The organism is Streptomyces sp. ML-6, from assembly GCF_030116705.1.
Lineage (GTDB): Bacteria > Actinomycetota > Actinomycetes > Streptomycetales > Streptomycetaceae > Streptomyces.
In genome coordinates this window covers 219,501-239,205 of the sequence record NZ_JAOTIK010000001.1, presented here as the reverse complement: position 1 = coordinate 239,205, position 19,705 = coordinate 219,501, and the positions used below count along the sequence as shown (strand labels likewise).

At 71.7% G+C, this 19,705-nt stretch carries 16 protein-coding genes; 3 read left to right on the top strand and 13 right to left on the bottom strand.

Annotated features, from left to right (window positions below; genetic code table 11):
• Positions 1-10 precede the first annotated feature (10 nt).
• From OCT49_RS01130 to epsC, 11 genes are all read right to left on the bottom strand, one after another.
• Complete coding sequence (locus OCT49_RS01130) at positions 11-781, bottom strand: hypothetical protein (RefSeq protein ID WP_283850001.1); 771 nt, start codon at positions 779-781, stop codon at positions 11-13.
• Between the two features lie 422 nt (positions 782-1,203).
• A complete protein-coding gene (locus tag OCT49_RS01125; RefSeq protein ID WP_283850000.1) occupies positions 1,204-1,827 on the bottom strand; it encodes a flavin reductase family protein in 624 nt (207 codons plus the stop codon).
• Positions 1,824-3,311, bottom strand: a complete 1,488-nt coding sequence (locus OCT49_RS01120; protein ID WP_502963323.1) for a dihydroorotase — start codon at positions 3,309-3,311, stop codon at positions 1,824-1,826. Before OCT49_RS01120 ends, OCT49_RS01125 begins: the two co-directional genes overlap by 4 nt.
• A complete protein-coding gene (locus tag OCT49_RS01115; protein ID WP_283849999.1) occupies positions 3,299-4,549 on the bottom strand; it encodes an acyl-CoA dehydrogenase family protein in 1,251 nt (416 codons plus the stop codon). Before OCT49_RS01115 ends, OCT49_RS01120 begins: the two co-directional genes overlap by 13 nt.
• The gene (locus OCT49_RS01110) at positions 4,528-5,628 is read right to left on the bottom strand and encodes a PrpF domain-containing protein (RefSeq protein ID WP_283849998.1); all 1,101 of its coding nucleotides are present in this window, start codon (positions 5,626-5,628) and stop codon (positions 4,528-4,530) included. Before OCT49_RS01110 ends, OCT49_RS01115 begins: the two co-directional genes overlap by 22 nt.
• Positions 5,625-7,484, bottom strand: a complete 1,860-nt coding sequence (asnB, locus tag OCT49_RS01105) for an asparagine synthase (glutamine-hydrolyzing) (RefSeq protein ID WP_283849997.1) — start codon at positions 7,482-7,484, stop codon at positions 5,625-5,627. The genes OCT49_RS01110 and asnB overlap by 4 nt, the downstream gene beginning before the upstream one ends.
• A gap of 8 nt (positions 7,485-7,492) precedes the next feature.
• On the bottom strand, positions 7,493-8,320 hold the full coding sequence (locus OCT49_RS01100; protein ID WP_283849996.1) for a cupin domain-containing protein: 828 nt from the start codon (positions 8,318-8,320) through the stop codon (positions 7,493-7,495).
• 364 nt (positions 8,321-8,684) lie between these two features.
• Entirely contained in the window at positions 8,685-9,635 is a 951-nt protein-coding gene (locus OCT49_RS01095) for a DMT family transporter (protein ID WP_283849995.1), read from the bottom strand.
• A gap of 50 nt (positions 9,636-9,685) precedes the next feature.
• Positions 9,686-10,270 (bottom strand): cupin domain-containing protein, encoded by a 585-nt coding sequence (locus tag OCT49_RS01090; RefSeq protein ID WP_283849994.1) that lies wholly within the window; start codon positions 10,268-10,270, stop codon positions 9,686-9,688.
• Positions 10,271-10,272: 2 nt separating this feature from the next.
• Positions 10,273-11,256, bottom strand: a complete 984-nt coding sequence (locus OCT49_RS01085; RefSeq protein WP_283849993.1) for a PLP-dependent cysteine synthase family protein — start codon at positions 11,254-11,256, stop codon at positions 10,273-10,275.
• Positions 11,257-11,389: 133 nt separating this feature from the next.
• Positions 11,390-12,121, bottom strand: coding sequence for a serine O-acetyltransferase EpsC (gene epsC / locus OCT49_RS01080; RefSeq protein WP_283849992.1), 732 nt, complete (start codon positions 12,119-12,121; stop codon positions 11,390-11,392).
• A gap of 252 nt (positions 12,122-12,373) precedes the next feature.
• On the opposite strand from epsC, the gene OCT49_RS01075 reads away from it, so the two are divergent.
• The 3 genes from OCT49_RS01075 to OCT49_RS01065 all read left to right on the top strand — a co-directional run bounded on the left by OCT49_RS01075 (position 12,374) and on the right by OCT49_RS01065 (position 14,404).
• Positions 12,374-12,616, top strand: a complete 243-nt coding sequence (locus tag OCT49_RS01075; RefSeq protein WP_283849991.1) for a tautomerase family protein — start codon at positions 12,374-12,376, stop codon at positions 12,614-12,616.
• A gap of 68 nt (positions 12,617-12,684) precedes the next feature.
• Positions 12,685-13,599, top strand: coding sequence for a hypothetical protein (locus OCT49_RS01070; RefSeq protein ID WP_283849990.1), 915 nt, complete (start codon positions 12,685-12,687; stop codon positions 13,597-13,599).
• A 397-nt stretch (positions 13,600-13,996) separates the two neighbouring features.
• Positions 13,997-14,404: a hypothetical protein gene (locus OCT49_RS01065; RefSeq protein WP_283849989.1), complete on the top strand. Its 408-nt coding sequence runs from the start codon at positions 13,997-13,999 to the stop codon at positions 14,402-14,404.
• A gap of 154 nt (positions 14,405-14,558) precedes the next feature.
• Here OCT49_RS01065 and OCT49_RS01060 read toward each other — a convergent pair whose 3' ends face one another.
• The gene (locus OCT49_RS01060) at positions 14,559-17,528 is read right to left on the bottom strand and encodes an AfsR/SARP family transcriptional regulator (protein WP_283849988.1); all 2,970 of its coding nucleotides are present in this window, start codon (positions 17,526-17,528) and stop codon (positions 14,559-14,561) included.
• 910 nt (positions 17,529-18,438) lie between these two features.
• On the bottom strand, positions 18,439-19,647 hold the full coding sequence (locus tag OCT49_RS01055) for an IS701 family transposase (protein WP_502963322.1): 1,209 nt from the start codon (positions 19,645-19,647) through the stop codon (positions 18,439-18,441).
• Positions 19,648-19,705 lie beyond the last annotated feature (58 nt).

Below are 19,705 nucleotides of genomic sequence, written 5' to 3'. Positions count from 1 at the left end.
GGGTCGGTCGTCAGGAGCAGCGGGCCTCCAGGTCCGCAGCGGAGTACCGCTTACTGATCTTGCGCCCGGAGTCGTCGCGAAGGAAGAAGTACCACTGCTGGTCCCTGTGGTGCCAGACCTTGGCCCGGACGGCACCGCGACGGGGTGTGCGGTTACGGTCGTTGAGCACCACCTGCGCCCGTTGGCCTTCGTGGAAAGCGGGCGCAGGTATTTCGACGCCATCGGGACTCAGCACAGCCGTCCGAGCCTGGTCAGTGAGCTGGTCGGCCTCCAGGGCCGAGCGAAGGACCGACCGGGCGGACGACCGATCGTGGACCGTACCGAAAGGCACCAGCTCATGGAGTTCGAAGCGGCGGCTCGGCTCGGCATTGAGTCTGGCGGACGCATACAGGTGCATCGGCACCTCGGTCCAGCCTCCGGGCGGAAGCTCCCGGTACAGCTCACCCGAGGCGCCCATGGCGGCCAGCACGTCGTGCGCGACCAGAGGATGACGGACGTAGGCCTCGACCACCGCCAGACGCAGATCCTCGGCGGGGATCCGTCGGCACAACTCCACCAGGTCGCCGGGTCTGGTTATCAGATTGATGAACGTGTGCTCGACGAACCGCTGGGCGTTGAGATGCTGCTCTTCCCGGGCGTAGACGAGGTCGACGGCGTCGGCGAAAACCGAGGGGAAAAGGTCCTCGTACGCCCACAGCCGACAGGCGTTCAACCGGTCGGCAAGCAGCCGGTAACGCGGCCCGGCCGGCAACGACATCAACTCATGGACATTGATGTCCAATGGCCTTCTCCCCTCGCGTCCGTGTCCGGCGCTTGCAACGCAGGACACCCGTCCAGCGCACAATAACCGTGGGCGTTGAAGGACGCCGCAGAGGGGCGAACGGTGCGGACGACCGCCGTACCGGCCGTATCCACGCAGTCTGCCCGTGCTACGGCAACACCTGCGTCGACGACGCCGTCAACGCGTGCTTCGCCCACGGCCTGCTGCCCTCCGCGACCTCATCCGCCGACGGCGGGACCGGCGCGTCGCGACCCATTCGACCGAACGGACCGAACGGACCGAACAGAATGAATGGAACGGATGGAACGGGCGAAACGAACGAGCGGGGGGCGTCCCCGGTACGTGCCACCGGGAACGGCCCCGCCGCTGGATGGTTCGGCACTCGCCGGCCGGTGACGGCCGGCCGGACCGGGGGTGCCCGGTCAGCGCCCCGGCACCGGCCTCGCGTGGGCGAAGCCCCTGTGATGCCAGACCAGGCCCCCCGCCGGACGGCCCTGGCAGTCGGACGCGGCCACCCGGCCCACCAGGATCGTGTGGTCCCCCGCCTCGATCGCGTCGTACCGTGCACAGGTCAACCGCAGGGCGCTGTCGGCCAGTTGGGGCGCGTGGCGCGAGGTCGGGCCGGAAGCCAGCCGGACGTTCCCGAACCGCTGCTCGGTGGGGCCCGCGAACTTCCTCGCCAGATCCTCGTTCTCCGGGCCGAGCAGATGGAGCGTGAAGGCGTCCGCCGCGACGAGCACGTCATGGGTGCGCGAGCCCCGGTCCAGGCAGACCAGGATCAGCGGGGGGTCCAGCGACAGCGAGGACACCGCGCTCGCCGTCAGGCCCCGGGGACTGCCCGTCCTGTCGTAGCACGTCACCACCGTGACGGGGGCGGCGAGCGACGCCATCGCGGCACGGAACTCGTCGGCCGGTATGTCGCCGGACATCACCATGCGCGGTGCTCCCGGCTCCGGGGCCGCGACGGCGTCCGGCAGCCCGAGCCCCGGTGCGGTGGCCGTCGCCGGGCCCGGCACGGACTGGGCCAGCAGGGTCGTGGCGCTCATCGGACCGCCCCTTCCAGTTCCCGGGCCGGTGTGGCCGGGGACTGCGCCCCGGGGAGATCCGCGGCCGGAAGGGCCGGCCCCGGCAGCCACCGGCCGAGGGGCTCGCCCACGGTTCCGCGGACCAGGTCCCAGACCACCCGGCCGCCCCGCACCACCGTGGTGAACCGGCCGGTGAACATCCAGCCCTCGTAGGCCGACCAGCCGCACAGCGACTGCACGTGCCCCGCGGAGAGCTGCCACCGCGCCGCCGGGTCGAGGAGCGCCAGATCGGCGTCCGCGCCCACCGCCAGCCGGCCCTTGCCGGCCAGCCCGAACAGGTCGGCCGGTCCCGTACCCATCAACCGCGCGAGATGGGACGCTGCGGCGTCGGGCTCGACACCCCGTGCGAGCAGGCCCGTCCACACGGAGACGGCGAGTTCCTGGACACCGGGCAGACCGGGGGGTGCCTCGGCCGGCGGACGGTTCTTCTCCTCGACGGTGTGCGGGGCGTGGTCGCTGCCGATGGTGGCCGCCTCCCCGTTGAGCACCGCCTGCCAGAGCCGCTCGCGGTCGCGCGGGGCACGGATCGCCGGGGAGAGCCGGGTCCGGGGACCGCGCCGGGCCGTGTCGTGGTCGGTGAACGACAGGTGGTGCCCGGTGACCTCGAAACTGATCGGCAGTCCCTCGGCGGCCGCGGCGACCAGCAGGTCGGTCTCCTCGGCCGACGACACGTGGAGTACGTGCACCTTGGTGCCGTGGGTGCGCACCAGGTGGACCACCTTGGCGACCGCGACGATCGCCCCGGAACGCGGCCGGTGGGGTTCGTAGGCGCCGTACGAATCGGGTTCGCCGCTGCGGGAGTCGAGCAGGTCGAAGACGTGCTGGTCCTCGGCGTGCAGCACGAGACGGACGCCGCCGCGCGAGGCCGCGGCGAAGGCCGCCTCCAGCTGGTGCGCCTCGCGGAAGACCACGGGCGCGGTGTGGTGCCCGGCCATGAACGCCTTCGCGGAGGTCGCGACGGCCGGGTCCAGGCCGGCGAGTATCTCGGGGTGGTCTGGGTCCGCCCCCATGTGGAAGCGGTGGTCCACGTAGGAGCGGCCCGCTATCAGGGCCGCCTTCGCCCGGAGCGATGCCGTGTCGAGCGACGGCGGACGGGTGTTGGGCATATCCATGACGGTCGTGACCCCGCCGGCGAGGGCCGCCCGGCTGCCGCTCTCCCAGGTCTCCTTGTGCTCCAGACCGGGAGTGCGGAAGTGCACGTGGGAATCGATGAGGCCCGGCAGGACGTACCGGCCCCGGGCGTCCAGGCGCGGTCCGGCGGGCAGCGGGTCGCCGGGGGCGACAAGAGCTGCGATCCGGCCGTCGCGGACGACGACAGCGCCCTCGACGACGCCCTCGGGGGTGACGAGACGGCCTCCCTCCACCACCAGGTCGGCCGCTGCGGCGGACCCCTGGGGGGAGGACGGGGACATACGGGAGGAGGGGGAGGTTTTCAACGTTTCCACGGCAGACTCACCAGTTCCTTGCAGAGGTCGTTGGTCGGTCCCATCAGGGCGACGGCACGGGCGTCGCGCCCGAACCGGTTGATCGGGTGCGTCTCGACGTATCCGGCCGAGCCGAGGAACCGGGCGACGTCCGCCACCACCCGCTCGGCCGCCGCGGAGGCGGCCAGCTTGGAGTGGAGCGTGGTCAGCCCCGGGTCGGCCGAGGTGCGCCGACCCGCCCGTTCCACCACCGCGCGGGCGGTCTCGACCTCGGTGGCCAGGTCCACCAGGCGGTGACGGACCGCCTGGTGGGCGTGGAGCCCGCGACGTTCGGCGTGGTGGTGCGCCACGTCGAGCGCGGCCTGGGCGATGCCCACGGCGACCGCGCCGAGCGAGGCGCCGCTGTCGCGGACCCGGGCGATGATGGAGGCGGCGACGCCCGGCGCGCCCAGCCGCGCGGAGTCCGGGACGTGGCACTCCCGCACGGACACGAAACCGGTGGCGGAGCCGCGCATCCCGGACAGCCGCATCGACGTGTCGGGCACCAGCCCCGGATGGCTCCCGGGGACCAGGAAGAAGGTCTGCCCGGCGGCACCGTACCCGGTGTCCCGCGACGCGGCGGCCGGCGCGGGGGAATCGTCCTGCGACTGGGCCAGGACGAGATACACGTCCGCGAGCCCCGCACTGGTGGTGAAGGACTTCGCCCCGTCCAGCACCCACCCCCCGTCGGAGGTGCGACGGGCCTGGGTCGCGAGGTTCTTCTTGTCCGCCCCGGCCCCGCTCTCCGACCACGCGGAGGCGGCCAGCCACTGGCCCCCGGCCAGTCTGGGCAGCAGCTCGCGGTGCTGGGCGGGGGTGCCGTTCTCGACGATCCGGCTGGTGACGGCGCAGTGCTGGAAGAGCATGATCGCGGCGGACGCGTTCACCGAGGCGACCTGCTCGACACAGGTGTTGAGCGCCACCGCGTCGGCCCCGGCCCCGCCGTGGGACTTGGGGACGACGAGCGCGAGCAGTCCGCTCCCGCGGAGCACGGCGACGGCCTCGCTGTCCGGCTCCCCGCTGAGGTCGGCCGCCTCGGCACAGGCCGCCAGTCGGCTCAGCACCTCGGGCGAGGGGACCGTGGAGGCGGCCCGGGAGGTGTCGGCGCGACCCGCCCAGCGGGCGTCGGCCGCGGCGAACGGAGCGACGGAGTGCGCGTCGGTCAGTACCCGCGCGGATGCGCTCCCACGCACGGCGGTCAGGCTGTCAACGGAACCCACGGGGTCTCCTCGGATACGCGGTCGGACGGGGGGAGTACGGAGGGGCGGGGGGCGGTGAAACCGTTCTGCGGGGCCGTGGGCCGGGGACGCGGCAGCAGCCCCCGGTACTCGACCTGCTTCTCGGCGACGGACACCCAGGCGAGCCTGCGTTCCCCGTCGGGGCCGTGCGTCGAATGGGCGGCAACCCGTACGCAGCCGCCGGGGGTGCGTACCGGCAGGAGCGCGTCGGGGTCCTGCGCCTCCCGCCCCGACAGGGACCAGGGCACGGTGTCCGCGATGCCGGCGGCGGCGCCCAGGCAGATCGCGCCGGTGAGCGCGACGGTGGGATGCCAGGACGGTACGGACACGGCCCGCACGAACAGCCCCCCGCCCTCCTGCGGCAGCAGGGCCGCGATCTTCGGGAAGGCACCGAAGGTGTCCCAGCCCAGCGATTCGCAGACCGCGATCCGCAGCCGGGTCATGACGTCGAACAGGTGGGGGTCGTCCGCGAAGAGCCGCCCGGGAGTGCCCGCCCCGAGGTGCGAGGCGTCGACGAAGGCGTAGGGATTGCCCATCGACACCAGCGAGACGGGCACGGCCCGGCCCTCGAAGGGGACCCGGGTCACCGGGTCGCCCGTCATCAGGAGCTCCGGCAGCCGCAGCGGCGGCGAGCACAGGAAGTGGGCGGTGAACCGGGTGCCGCCGTCGGAGGTCTCCTCGGTCTCGCAGACCACGTTGTCGCCGTTGTTGAGCACGTTGACCCGGACCCGGCAGCCCGGTACCAACGGCTGGATCATGCCGGTGCGGGCGGCCGCCTCGACGGCGGCCAGGATCGAGTGCCCGCAGGAACCGCGCAGGTCGAAGCTGTCGTGACTCTGCGGAAGGGACTGCACGAACCGGTAGTCGAGGTCGAACAGCGGGTGGCGGGAGGGGCGCACGATGGCGTTCTTGAGCACGTCGCCGGCACCCTGCCCGGACATCTCCGCCCGCAAGTCGGCCAGCGCGCCCAGCAGTTGGGGTTCGGATTCGGGGAAGTCGCGGCCGTCCAGGACGGCCGTGGGACAGGGCGCGCCGTGCGCCCGGGCGAGGGAGACGCTCATCCGGTGGCCACCGCCAGTTCACGCGTGCGCGGAGCCCTTCCGGCGGACCTGCCGAAGAACTCGCTGCGCCACATCTGGTGCGACATCAGCGCCCAGAGCGCCAGGGACACGCTGTCGGACGGCCGGGCGGCCTGCTCGGCGAAGAGGGCGTCGACGGCCTCGTACCGCAACCGCCCGTCGGACCGCAGCGCCTGCGGGGACAGGACGTCACGGGCCATCGCCCACAGCCGCTGGCCGGGGGCCAGCATCGCCGTGATCGGCAGGGTGAACGGCTGCTTGGGCCGGTTCAGCACGCTGTCGGGCAGCAGCCCCTCGGCGGCGCGGTACAGCGCGCGCTTGACGCCGACCCCGGGAACGGTGCGGTGCTGGTCGGGCAGTGTCGCCGCGTAGCGCACGATGCTCGGCTGGCAGAACGGGAGCCGGGCCTCCACCGAGCTCGCCATCGACAGGTGGTCGACCCGGCGCAGGTGGTACGCGGGAAGCCGGTAGCGCTGCTCGATCCGGCAGATGCGCTGGAGCCGGCTGCCCGTGCCGTACGCGAGCATGTCCGTGAGGCCCGGCGGCATGGGCGACATGCCGGGGGAGAGGACCAGCTCCGCGTACTCGGCGGTGTACAGCTCGTCGCGCAGCGCACGGGGGACGGCGGCCAGGTGGTCCAGGTAGGCACCGGCCCAGTCCGCCCCCTCGGGCGCGGCGAGCGCCTGCGTCATGCGGGCGTACCCGCCGAAGAGTTCGTCGGCGGCGTCCCCGGTCAGGGCGACCTTGAAGCCCGCGTCGCGGACCGCCCGGAAGAGCGAGAAGGTGCTGAGGGTGATCGGATCGGCGTTGGGCTGGCCGAGGTGGCGCACGACATCGCCCATCAGGTCCGGGAAGGTGGCCGGGTCGATCTCCACCTGGTGGTGCACCGTGCCGGTGTGCCGGGAGACCTCCGCGGCGAAGGCACGCTCGTCCCCGGGCCAGTCCCCGGTGTAGGCGATGTTGAAGGTGTGCAGCGCCCCGGACGCGCCCCGGTCGTGCAGGGAACGCGCGGCGAGCGCCGTGACCAGGCTGGAGTCGAGCCCGCCGGAGGTGATGGCGGCGACCGGCGCGTCGGCGACGAGCAGCCGGGAGACCTCGCAGGCCAGCAGCTCGCGCAGTTCCTCGCCCGCGTGGGCGAGGCTGCGCTCCTCGGCGACCGGCGGGGCGGACTCGTATCCCATCCGCCGGGTGCAGAGACGAAGACCCGCCTCCCGGGTCACGACCGCGGTGGCGGCCGGCGGCAGGACGTCGATGCCCCGGAACATGGTCCGCTGGCCGAAGGGGGTCTTCGCCGACAGGTAGGTGTGCAGGCCCAGTTCGTCCTCGTAGGGGCGTACGTCGGTGAAGCCGAGGAGGGCGGGCAGCTCCGAGGCGAAGTGGAAGCGGCCGCTGCGCTCCTCCCAGTGGTAGTAGAGCGGCTTCATCCCGGAGGCGTCGGTGGCGATCACGAGGCGCGGGGCGCGCCGCAGGTCCATGACGGCGACGGAAAACATGCCGTCGAGCTGCTCGGCGAACCGCTCGCCGTACGTGAGGTACAGCGCCGGCAGGATCGATCCGTCGCACCGGTCCTCGAAGTGGAAGCCCTGCCTGATGAGTTCGGTGCGCAACCGGTCGTGGTTGTAGAGCTCGCCGTTGAAGACGACGGTGATGTCACCGAGGCGGTAGGGCTGGGCACCGCCCTCGGGGTCCATGATCGACAACCGGTTGTTGCCGAGGGCCCAGCCCGACTGCTGGGCGAAGGACTGGGCATCGGGCCCGCCGTGGTGCTGGAGGGCGGCGACGTGGCGCATTTCCTGGGCGGTGGTGCGGGCGTGGAAGGATCCGTGGATACGGCACATGGCTCAGATCACCTGACGTCGGAGGAGAGACCGGCGGCGGAGTAGAGCGCCGGGTCGTACGGGCTGGGACCGCCGCAGGTCACGAAGCGACGGGCGTCGGGACCGGTGTGCGGGTTGCGCGCCCCGTGCAGGACGCCGGGCGCCGCGTACAGGACGTCCCCGGCGGCGACGTCGATCCAGCGGTCGCGCAGGTACATCTGGCCGATGCCCTCGAAGGCGATGAACGCCTCGTCGCTGTCGGGGTGCAGATGCACGTTGAAGGTCTGGCCCGGCTGCTGGATGCCGCAGTGCAGGCAGAGCTGGCTGCTGCCGTTGCCGGGCCAGAAGACGAAGTTCATGGTGGCGCGGTCGGCGTCGGGGGTGATCTGGCCGGTGCCGCCGAAGCCGCGCAGCTGGGTGGTCTCGTCCCAGAGGGTGGAGAAGGGCTCGGGGTCCGTGCCGGGCCGGCGGCCCGCCGCGAGCGGTGTGCGCCAGATGTAGACGGTCAGCCCCTCGGTGCCGGCCGTGAGGCTCAGGGCCTGCCCGGTGGGCGCGTACACGGCGTGGGACCGTTCGACCCGGTGGCTGCGGGAGCCGACCGTCGCGGTGCCGCAGCCGTCGAAGACGACCGCGGTGTTCTCCTCCCCGACGCTCCCGTCCGGGCCGAAGGACTCGCCCGCCGCGATGCGCACGACGTGCAGGGTGACGTGCGTGGCGCCCGCGGCGGGGCTCACCGGGGTGGCGAGGGTGGTGCGCCGGCCGGGCAGCGGGGCGAAGACGAACTCGGCGGCCGTGACGATCCGGGCGTCCCCGAGGGGGGACGCGGCGAGGGTTCCCGAGGCGGATGTGCGCGTCATGCGAAGGGCTCCTTGGAGGTGGGGAGGAGACGAGGGGAGGGCGGGGAGGGTGGTCCCGTCCTCGTCCTGTGCTTCCACGTTCGTCCCGGCCGGTCCCGCCGTACTCCCGCTTCGCTACCACGGAGAAGGAGATGAGCGGGAACCGTCCCGTACCGGAAGCCCTTTCGTGCGGAACTCAACTCCGTTGTGAATAAAGGGAGTTGAGGAAAAACGCACAACGGAACGGGGCCGGCGCGGACCCCTCGGAAAGGGTGTCCGCGCCGGCCCCGGCTCAGTGCGTCGTGCTGCGTTGTGTCGTGCCGTTCCGTGTGGTGCAGCGTTGTGTCGTGCTGGACTGTGTTGTGCCGTGTTGTGTTGTGGCCCGTTACGGGCAGGACTTCTCCGGCACACGGGCGGCCGCGACCGGCGCCGGCGGCGCCGTTTTCGCCCGCCGGGACAGGGCGGAGACACGCCCCTCCGCGACGGCGAGCGCGGCGATCACGACCACACCGCCCAACGGCACGTTCCAGGTCAACGGCTCGCCCAGGGCCAGCACCCCGACGACGACGGAGAACACCGGCACGAGATAGTTCACACCGGACGCCGTGGTCGGACCGGCCTCCGCGATCAGCCGGTTGAGCAGGGCGAACGCGATACCCGTGGAGGCGGCACCGAGGACCAGCAGGGCGAGCAGGGGCTTGAGGGTGAGGTCACCGTGCAGGGTCCAGCCGGTCATGAGCGTGGTGACCACCACGGTGATGACGGCCGCCATGCTCAGCTGGGCGGCGGTCACGGAGAGCGCCGGCAGCTTGTGGGGACCGATGAAGCGGCGGATGTAGACGAAGCTGACGGCATAGCTCGCCGCGGCGCCGACGCAGGCGAGCTGCCCGCCGATCGTGCCGAAACCATCGGTGTTCCACGGTCCGACGACCACGATCAGCCCGATGAACCCACCGACCAGACCGGCCACCTTGCGGGCCGTCGGCTTCTCCTCGGAGAGCGCGAGCGCGGCGACGCCCAGCGTGATGAGAGGAGTCGCGCCCTGGATCACCCCGGCCGTGGTCGCAGTGGTGTGCTGCTCACCGATGGCGAAGAGGGTGAAGGGGACGACGTTGCCGAAGACGGAGGCGACGGCGATGTGTCCCCAGAGCTTCCGGGAGGGGAAGGAGAGCCGCTTCAGGGCGAGGATGCCGAGGACGACCAGGGCGCCGACGATCAGCCGGCCCGAGGCGAGCTGGAGGGGCGCGAAGGCCTCCAGGGACATCTTGATGAAGGCGAAGCTGCAGCCCCACAGGGCGGCCAGCAGGCCGAAACGGCCCCAGTTGACGAGGTTCATGCTGTGTTTCTCCTAGGGGAGACGGGGCGGGGCGAATGGCGCCCCGTCGGTCAGTGGTGATGGTGCGGGTGGGCGCCGCCCGGGCCGTGGTGGTGCGCGGGGCCGTCGCCGTGCGCGGGTCCGTCCCCGGGCGTGGATCCGTCCTTGTGCGCGTGCGGGTGGTCGTGATCCGTGTCGGGGGCGTCGACCTCGAACTGGTCGTACTTCTCCATCAGGGCGACCATCTCCTCGCGGGACGGGCGGTTGCCGTCGGCGAGAAGAGCGGCCAGCCCCTCGAAGTACCCCTCGCGGTGCTCGGCCGGAGTGAAGATGATCAGCATCTCGGCGAGAGCGTCGCTCTCGTTGCGGAAACCGTGCACGGCGTTCTCCGGCACGTGCAGGAAGTCACCCGCCCTGGCGGTGCGCCAGCCGGTGCCGTCGTGCAGGCGCACCTCGCCCGTCAGCACGTAGAAGGACTCGGAGATCCGCGAGTGGTAGTGCGGGGCGGCGCCGCCGGCACCCGGCAGCATGGAGTGGTGGAAGAGCCCGAACCGCCCGTCGGTGGTCTCCGCGAGAGCGATGAAACGCGTCGTCGTGGCGACTCCGATCTCCGCCTTCACCGCGTCCGCGTACGCCCGGAACATCGCGTGACTCATGATCAGGCCTCCCACATGCTCAGGTAGCGCTCGCCCGTGTCGGGCAGCAGCGTCACGATCACACCGTCGGTGAACTCGGCCCTGCGGGCGACGAGCTCACTGGCACGGGCGGCGGCGCCGGACGATACACCGGTGAACAGCCCCTGACTGGTGGCGAGTCGACGGGCGGTGAGCAGGGCGTCCTCGTCGGAGATCGTCAGCACCTCGTCGATGAGCGAGACGTCGGTCGTGTCGGCGACGAAACCGCCGTTGAGGCCCGGGATGCGGTGCTGGCCCGCGTAACCCCGGGACAGGATCGGCGACTTCTCCGGCTCGACGGCTATCACCCGCACGTCCGGGTCCTGCTCCTTGAGGTGGCGGGCGACACCGGTGAGGGTGCCCCCGGTGCCGACCCCGCAGACGAAGGCCGAGATGCGGCGACCGGTGGCCGCCACCGCGGAATGGATCTCGGGACCCGTCGTCTCGTAGTGCGCCAGGACGTTGTCCTGGTTCTCGTGCTGGCACGGGAACCAGGAGCCCGGCGTGGCCGCGTGCAGCCGCTCCGCCTCGGCGATCGCTCCCGGGTAGCCCAGCGCGCTCGGCGTCTGGACGATCTCCGCACCGAAGGCGCGCAGCAGCTTGACCCGCTCGGCCGTGGCGTTGTCCGGGAGCACGATGACACAGCGGTAGCCGCGCGAGGCGGCGAACGCGGCCAGCGAGATCCCGGTGTTCCCGGAGGTGGCCTCGATGACGGTGCCCCCGGGCCGCAGCGCGCCGCGCTCCTCGGCGGCCCGCAGCATGTAGAGGGCGGCCCGGTCCTTGCTGGACGACATCGGGTTGGCGGACTCCAGCTTCGCCAGCACCCGCGCACCGGCCGCAAGGTCGCGCAGACGCAGTTCCAGCAACGGGGTGGAGCCGACGAGGTCCTCGATGCGCGAGGCGACGGCCGGGCGGACGGGGGCGATGTGGGCCGAGGGGGCCTGTGCGGTGGTCGACACGGTTCTCATCTCTCGCAATCGGGGGAGTCGGTCGGCACGGAGTTCGGAGGGGTCACCAGGAACCCGCGGGGGTGATGGCGGGGCACCAGGAACCCGGGGAGGCGATGACGGGTCACCAGGAAGCCGGGGAGGTGATGGCGGGTCACCAGGAACCCGCGGAGGCGATGACGGTGAAGACGTCCTCCATCAGTTCCGGCCGGCGACCGGGCTCCTTGATGACGGCGGTGGGCGCGAGCACCCGGGCACCGCGGGGGACGTCCTTGTTGACGAGGGCCTGCGCGCCGATGACCGCCCGGTCACCGACGGTCACCGGACCGAGGACGGTGGCGTTGGCGCCGAGGACGACGCCACTGCCGACCACGGGGTGGCGCCGGTCGCCCTCGGGCCGCTCGTTGTCGCTCCACCAGCCGACCGCGCCGAGGGTGACCTGGTGGTACATGGTCACGTCGTCGCCGACGACGGCGGTCTCACCGATCACCACGCCGGCGCCGTGGTCGATGAAGACCCGACGGCCCAGCACCGCCCCGGGGTGGATCTCCACGGCCGTCACCCGGCGCGCCCACCGGGCCAGCAGCCGGGCCGGGATCCGCAGACCGCGGCCGTGCAGGCGGTGAGCGATCCGGTGCGCCCACAGCGCGGTGAGCGCGGGGTGGAGGACGGCTTCCTTCTTGCTCCGCACGGACGGGTCCCGGGTCACCACGACGTCGAGGTCCTCACGGAGGGCGGACAGGAGTCGGGGGACTGCGGAGGCAGGAGTGGCGGAGGCAGGGGCGGCAGCCGCCGTCCCGGAGCCCGTGGCGGGGGCGGGGGCGGGGCCGGACGCGGGGTCGGAGGACGGATTCGGCTCCGGTTTCGTCGGACTGAGCAGGCTCATCGTGGCTCCAGTGGCGGGGCGGGCCTTTGACTGGAAAGGAGCGTGCCCGGCCGCCTTCCCGCCGGAGTCCCGGCCCGTTCCCGCTCGTCGGGACCGCTGCCGCCCCCGACGGAACCAAGGGGGAACGCGGCGGGAAACATACGGGAACGGCCGCTCCCACACTCGCCTGTGCACCACCCGGTTGGCTGCACGCCCGCCCACCGGACGGCCGCACCCCGTCGAGATGTCCCATTGCGAACAGAGGAGCTTCCCGTGCCTGTGATTTCCGTTGACTGGTGGAAAGGCAACGACCGTGCCCGACGCCAGGAACTGGTCGGTGAGCTGACCGCCTGCGTGTCCCGGATAGCGGGGTGCCCCGAGGAGGCCGTCACCGTCATCGTGCGGGACGTGGACCCCGGCCACTGGGGGAAGGGCGGCATGCTCGCCGACACACCCCCGGACCCCGACGCCACCGCTCTGCCCGCCCCGCAGGACACCGGGGGGCAGCAGCCGTGACGGCCCCCGCCGGATCCAGTTCCTCCGATCCGCGCTCCCTCCTCCTCGTCTGCCCGACACCCCGGCTGGTGACCGCGGCGACCGAGGCCGGATTCCAGGTCGTCACGGTCGCCGACCCGGCCGGCTTCACGGACGACCAGCTGCGCGACCACCTGGCGGAGACCGTCCGCACCCACCGGGTGGGCATACTGATCGCCTGCGGGGAAGCGAGTACCCTGCCCGCCGTGCTGGAGACGGCCGAACACCTCGGCGTGTCCCCGAACCCGGCCGCCGCGGCCCGGTTGCTCGCCGACGCGTCGCAGATCAGGGGCCTGATGACGCGCAGCGGCCCCCAGTGGGAGGAACTGACCCTGCCGACCGGGCCGGAGGACGGGCCACCGCCGTACGACATCGAGTACGGCGTGGAGACGCTGACGGCGGAGGGGATGCACCGGGTCACCGGCATCGTCGAACTGCGTTTCACGGACAGGGGAGCGCCCCGTACCGGTTCCGGGCCCGAACCGGGCACCGGGGACGACACCACCGGCACGGTACGCGGGGACACCCCCCTCCACACCTTCCCCGCGCCCCTCACCAGGCAGGAGGAAGCGGAGATCCGGGCCCTGGCCACGGGCCTCCTGGACCTGGCCGGGTACGAGTTCGGCTACGCCTTCACCCGCATCGCCCGCACCGACCAGGGACCGCGCGTCATCGAGTCGCTTCCACGACAGGCGAGCTGGCCCACCTCCCGGCTGATCGAGCTGACCACGGGGCTCGTGCCGGAACGGGAACTCGTACGCGCCCTGTCGGGCAGCCCCCCGCAGGCGCCGGCGATGGTCGGCTGCGCGGCCGCCGTTCCGCTGCCCGATCCGTCCGGGACACCGGACCGGCTCACGGCCCTCGCGGACGTACGGGAGGTGCGGGACGGGCACGTCCTGCTCACCGCCCTCACCCCTGCCGAACTGGCCGCCCGGACGGCGGCCCTCCTCGACAGCCAGGTCTGACCCGGCCCTCTCCCGTCCGGGTGAGGGCCCGTCGGACGGGGCGCCTCAAAGGAGAGCGACGAGAGGGCTCATGAGGGATTCACGAAGGGTCCACGCAAGCGCCCCGGCCGGGATTTCCCGGCCGGGCGTTCTGCGTGGGCGTTCGTGTCGTGCGACGGCGACGACGCCGAAAACGTCCGCGCGGGGGCGCCCGTACCGGATCCCTGCGCCCGGAACGCGGGTCTTCCCGCGCCCGACGGTGCGGGATTCCCAGGGCTTTCCGGGGTTTCCCGCTGTGTTCCCGGCCGCCGGGGGGAGCCGGTAACCGAAGCGGAACAACCCGGGAGCGGGGCCCGGCAAAGTCATTCCTGTCAGCAGGAAACCCCAGGCAGGACCACTTCAGAAGGCGGGATCTCAGATGCGGAACTCGGTGCTCACGATGGCGGGAATCCTCACGGCGGCCGTTCTCACGGTCGGCGGCGCTGCCGCCACGGCGAACCTCACGGGCGGCGCCGACCTCGATTCCACGGCTGCCGCGCACCTGGTCCTGGAGGGCACCGGCTTCGAGGCCGTCGGCACGGACACCGGCGAGGGTCCGAACGCGGGCGAGGGTCCGAACACGGGCGAAGGTCCGAACACCGGTGAAGGCCCCAACACGGGCGAGGGTCCGAACGTGGGTGAAGGCCCGAACGTCGGTGAGGGGCCGAACACCACGCCGGTGGTGCCGAGCTCCGGCGAGGGTCCGAACGTGGTTCCCGCCTCCGACGGTGAGGGTCCGAACGTCGGTCCCGCGCCCAGCGGCGAGGGACCCAACTTCGCCGCCTGATACCTGTCGCCGAACAGGCCCCCTGCTGGAAGGCCGGTGCCCCGCTCCCTGTCGAGGAGAGTGCGGCACCGGCCTTCCCTGCGTCGATGATGCGGGTGCCGGGAACCGGCCGCGCGGCAGCGGCGTCCGGCCGCGGCTCGGAAGGGAAGCCCCGTCAGGCCCTTCGGGCCGCGGGAATCCCCATGGCCTCGAACGCCTTGTTCGCCGCCTCCCGGTGGACCCGGGCCGAAGCGTGGTCGCCGAGGTGCTCCAGGGCGTGCGCCATACCGGCCAGCGCGTGCGCCTCCTCCACCCGGTAGCCGATGCCGGAGGCCGCGTCGTGGGCGTGCTGGTGGAGTTCGAGGGCGAGGGAGTGGCGACCGTTGCGGGTGTGCAGCCGGCCGACGATGTTGCCGACGGCGGCCTCACGCATCGGTGCGCCGCTCAGATCACCCAACTGCAGCGCCGACGCCGCCCACTCGGTGGCCGCCCTGCTCTCGCCGAGCCGGTCGGCGGCGTCGGCGGACAGGGCGAGCAGCAAGGACATGTCGGCGGGCGACATGACGTCCACGGCCAGCTTGCGGGCCCGGCCCAGCAGATCGGCGGCCGCGGCGACCTCGCCCATGCCGAGCCTGGCGATCGCCAGCTCCGTGAGCCCTTCGACCTCCTTGTCGACGGAACCGATGCCGCGGGAGAGCGTGATGGCACGGGTGGCCGCCTCCACCGCCTCCGGGAAACGCCCCCACTCGGCGTACAGGTTGCTCAGGTTGGTCAAGGACTCGGCCTCGGCACGCTCCGCCCCGAGCTCCCGCTTGATCGAGACGGACTGCTGCAGCCGGGGAAGCGCCTCGTGGTACCGCCCCAGCGCGCTGAGCAGAAGCCCCAGGACGCCGGTGTCCTTGGCCTCGCCGCGCCGGTCGGCGAGACCGACGGCCAGTTCGAACGCCTCCTCCGCCACCTCGATCCCCTCCTCGAAGCGCCCGAGCTTCCAGCAGGCCACGGAGAGGTTGGACAGACTCAACCGCAACAGGGCCGGATCGCCCAGCCGGCGGGCGGCGGTGATCGCGGTGCGGCTCAGCTCCCGGAACTCCTCCAGACGGCCACGCAGGTCGAGGGGGAAGACCACGTTGGCGGCGAGCAGCCCCACATGACTGTCCAGTTCCCAGCGGTACGCCAGTGAGACGGCGGCCATCAGCGAATCCTGCTCCCGCTCCAGCCATTCCCGGGCCTGGTCCGGGGTGTTGAGCGGGGGGAGCTCGGCGGTCGACCGGGACTCGGGGCGGCTTGTCCGGGCACGTCCCGGGAAGAGCATGTCGCAGGCGGCGTCCGTCGCGGCCAGAGCGAAGTCCAGGAGCCGGCGTACGGCGCGCGCGGCCTCCTCGTCACCCACGCCCGCGCCCGCGCCCGCGTTCGCACCGCCGGGACCGGGGGCGGGGCGCGCACTGCCGCGCGAGAGGTTCTGGGCGAAGCTGCGGACCAGGTCGTGGAAGGCGTAGCGACCGGTCTCGTGCTGCTGGAGCAGGTGCATGTCCAGGAGGTACTCCAGGACCCCCTCCGCGTCCCGCGCGCTCTTGTCGAGCAGGGCGCCGGCCGCGTACACGTCGATCTCGGTCCCGGGATGCTGGCCCAGCATCCTGAACGCCTCCCGGGTCTCGGCCGCCAGACCCTCGTACGAGAGCCGCAAGGTCACTTCGACGCTGCGCTCGCCCGAGTTGAGCTCGGCCAGCCGGTGGGCGTCGTCGCGGAGCCTGTCGACGAGGTAGCGGACGGTCCAGCGGGGTCGCTTGCGCAGCCGGGCGGCCGCGATGCGCAGGGCGAGCGGAAGGTGACCGCAGAGCTCCGCCAGTTGCGCGACGGCCTCCGGCTCGGCGCGGGCGCGGGTACGGCCGAGGACCCCCTCGACCAGGGCGACACTGTCGCCGGGCGGCATGACGCCGAGCGAGACGGTGTGCGCGGCGTCGAGGTCCACGAGAAGGGCACGGCTGGTGACGAGGACGAGGGTTTCGGTGGGGGAGGCGAGGAGCGGTCTCACCTGGGACTCGTCCAGGGCGTTGTCGAGCAGCAGGATCATGCGATGGGTGCTCATGGTGCGCCGCCACAGGGCGATGCGGCCCTCCGCGTCGTCCGGGATGCGGTCGCCCGGCACGCCGAGCGCCCGCAACAGTGCCTCGGCGGCGGCGCCCGCGCTGAGCGGTTGCCCGCTGGGTGTGAACCCGCGCAGGTCGATGTGGAGCTGCGCGTCGGGGTAGCTGTCGGCGAGCTGATGGGCGGCCCGTACGGCCAGTGATGTCTTGCCGCTGCCGCCCATGCCGTCGATGGCGATGATCAGGGGCCCCGTGCCGGGGGCTTCCGCCACGAACCCGAGCAGTTCGCGGACCTCCTCCTCACGGCCGGTGAAGTCGCGCAGATCGTAGGGGAGGGTGGAGGGCTTGCCCTCCGGGGTGAACGGGGCCACGGTGGCCTGCGGCGGGGCGGCGAGCTCGGGGCTGTTGCGCAGGATGGCGTTGTGCAGCTCGGTGAGCGAGTCGCCGGGGCCGATTCCGAGTTCGTCGATCAGGAACTCGCGGACCTTGGCGAACTCTTCCAGGGCTTCCGCCTGGCGGCCGGACCGGAAGAGGGCGAGCATCAGTTGGCCGCGCAAGGTCTCGCGCAGCGGGTGCGCGTCGATGAACTCCCTCAATTCACCGATCAGTTCGCTGTTCTCTCCCGAATCGAGCCGCAGGTCGAAGAGTTGCTCGACGGCCGTCAGGCGACGTTCCTCCAGGGCCGCGGAGGCGGCGGCGAGCACTGAGCCGCCGCTGCCCGACAACAGCGGCCCCCGCCATAACTCCAGCGCCTCGCGCAACGCCGTGGCGGCGAGGGCGTTCTGTCCGGCGGCAGTGGCTTCCCTGGCCTGTTTCAGCCCCCGGGTGAACCTGCTGAGATCCACCTGGTCGGGTGTGGTGAGCGCCCGGTAACCCGGCCCCTCGGTGACGATCAGATTGCGCCCGTCGGGGATGCGCTGACGCAACTCCGCCACTGCTTTGCGTACTTGGTGGGCGGCGGTGGCGGGCGCGTTCTCGTCCCATACGGCTTCCACCAGACGGAAGACGGGAAGCACGCGCTGGGGTTCCAGCAGGAGCGTGACCAGCACCTTTTCGTGCACGGGGCCACCCACCCGAACGCGTTCCGGCCCGTCCCAGCATTCGAACGAGCCCAGAATCCGGAACCGTACTCTCAGTTCCCCTGTGTTCTCGCCCATGAAACGTTTCCCTCCAGCGGGCCCTGGAGCGGCCCTGCCGCCACCCCACGAATGCCGATGCTCCCAGTCCTGCCGGTCCGAATGGGTCATCACACCAGGGTGTCGAGCCGGGCGGCAAGACGGCCCTCCGTTTCATGGCCTCAAGTGAGTGTTTTTCAGCAGAATTGACTTGCCATCAACCTTTGCCAGGGGCGATTGACCAGGCATCCGATTGATCAGGCACTCGGGTGATCGGGGGCTCGGGGCTCGGGCGCTCGAGTGACCGGGCGCTCGGGTGACTGGGCGCTCAGGGCGGGTGATCTCAGCGATTACCCACCACTCGGACCGGGGCGCCGGTGGGCCCGGCCGCGGATGGCGTCGACCACGGCGCGCAGGCCCTGACCCGGATCGGTGAGGGTGCACGCGACCCGCGGTGGCCCGGTGGGGGACCTTCCGGTCGACCGGAGGGGCCGCCGACGCTGCGAGAGCGGCGGCGGCCCCTTCCCGTATTCCTTTCCCTTTCATGCCCGCACACGGTCGAAAAGACCAGCTGGAATTGCGCCCCCGTCTCGATTTTCGCGGCACGCAATGCCAGGAATGAACAGGAATGGGAACGGGAGAAGCTTACTCGCGAGAGTTTTTAGTACTCCAGTCGCAGTTCGCTATTCCTGCTGGTCAGGAGCGTGTATCTGAGTGTACTCGGCTGACGTGTTGTCAGGTTGGGTGAGTTCGTGACCTCGGGTACGGCGGCGGTAATGACAGCGGCGGGCTGCTGCTTGGTGTCGGCGCCGCCATCGGGACCAGTGCGGTATGTGGTCGATGCGCCGACGGCGCGTCATTGCGGGGCGCCCCGCTGCCAGGAGCCGCCGTATTTCTGCCACGGTGAGCGGGACCAGCGCGCCGGAACCGTTTCTGCTGCCCCCTTTTGCGCTGCCGCGGCGGCCATGGCGGCGAGGAAGGCATGGGCGAGCATGGCCAGGGTGATGTGCCGGTACCAGCCCGGATACCGGCGTACCTCGTACTGGTCCAGGCCGCACTCGTTCTTCGCCGCTTGGAAGGCTTCCTCGATCGCCCACCGCGTCCCGGCGACCCGCACCAGTTCGGCGACGGTGGTGCCGGTTGGTGCGTAGGCGAGGCAGTAGGCGATCTCGTCCGGGCGGGCCAGACTGCGACGGGCCGGCACCCACCGGCCGTGGGTGGGCTCAGGACCGTCGAAGTCGTCGATCGGCGGGAGCCTCGCGGCGGCCCAGTCGTAGACGCGTGGTCCCTTCGCTCCGGCCCCGCACGACTGGCGCTCCCAGGCGTCATCCGGGGCTCGGGAGAAGGCGAAGTCGATGCGGCCCGCCGCGTGAATGTGCTGGGACTTCGGCACGGCCAGAACATAGCCGACCCCGACCTCTTCGAGCATGCGGCGCAGCCTCTGGTCCTGGCCGTAGGCAGAGTCGGCGGTTACCCGGGCGACAGGCAGCGGGGAGCCCAGGGCTCGTCTGATCATGTCCTTCGCGAGATCGCCCTTGGTCGCGAAGGCACGCTCCCCGGGAATCCTTGCCTCTGCACAGCGGTTCGTATCCGAGGTCCAGGACTTCGGCAGGTACAACTCCCGGTCCACCAGTGCGCGGCCTTTGTGTGAGGCGTAGGCGGCGAAGACGCCTGTCTGGCAGTTCTCGGTTCGCCCGGCCGTGCCGGAGTACTGTCGCTGCACCCCGGCCGAGACCGTGCCCTTCTTGATGAAGCCGGTGTCGTCGACGATCAGCACCCCAGTCGGATCGCCGAGTCTCTCGGCAACGTATTCCTGCAGGTCGTCCCGCAGCTCGTCAGGATCCCAGCAAGCCCGGCTCAGCAGGTGCTGTACCCCTGAAGGGGTTCGGTGACCGGCGTGTTCGGCCAGTTGCCAGCTGTTCTTCCGGCCCACAGGCGCAAGCAGGCCGTGTACGTAGGCCCGCATCCGCCGCCGCAGGTCCACCCGGCCGAACCGGTGACCGACCCGCACCAACAGCTCTTCCAGCTCCGCCGACCAGAGGTCAGGCCGCACATCGTCTTGCATGACAAGCACAACGGGCCGCCGTACCCGAGGTCACGAACTCACCCAACCTGACAACACG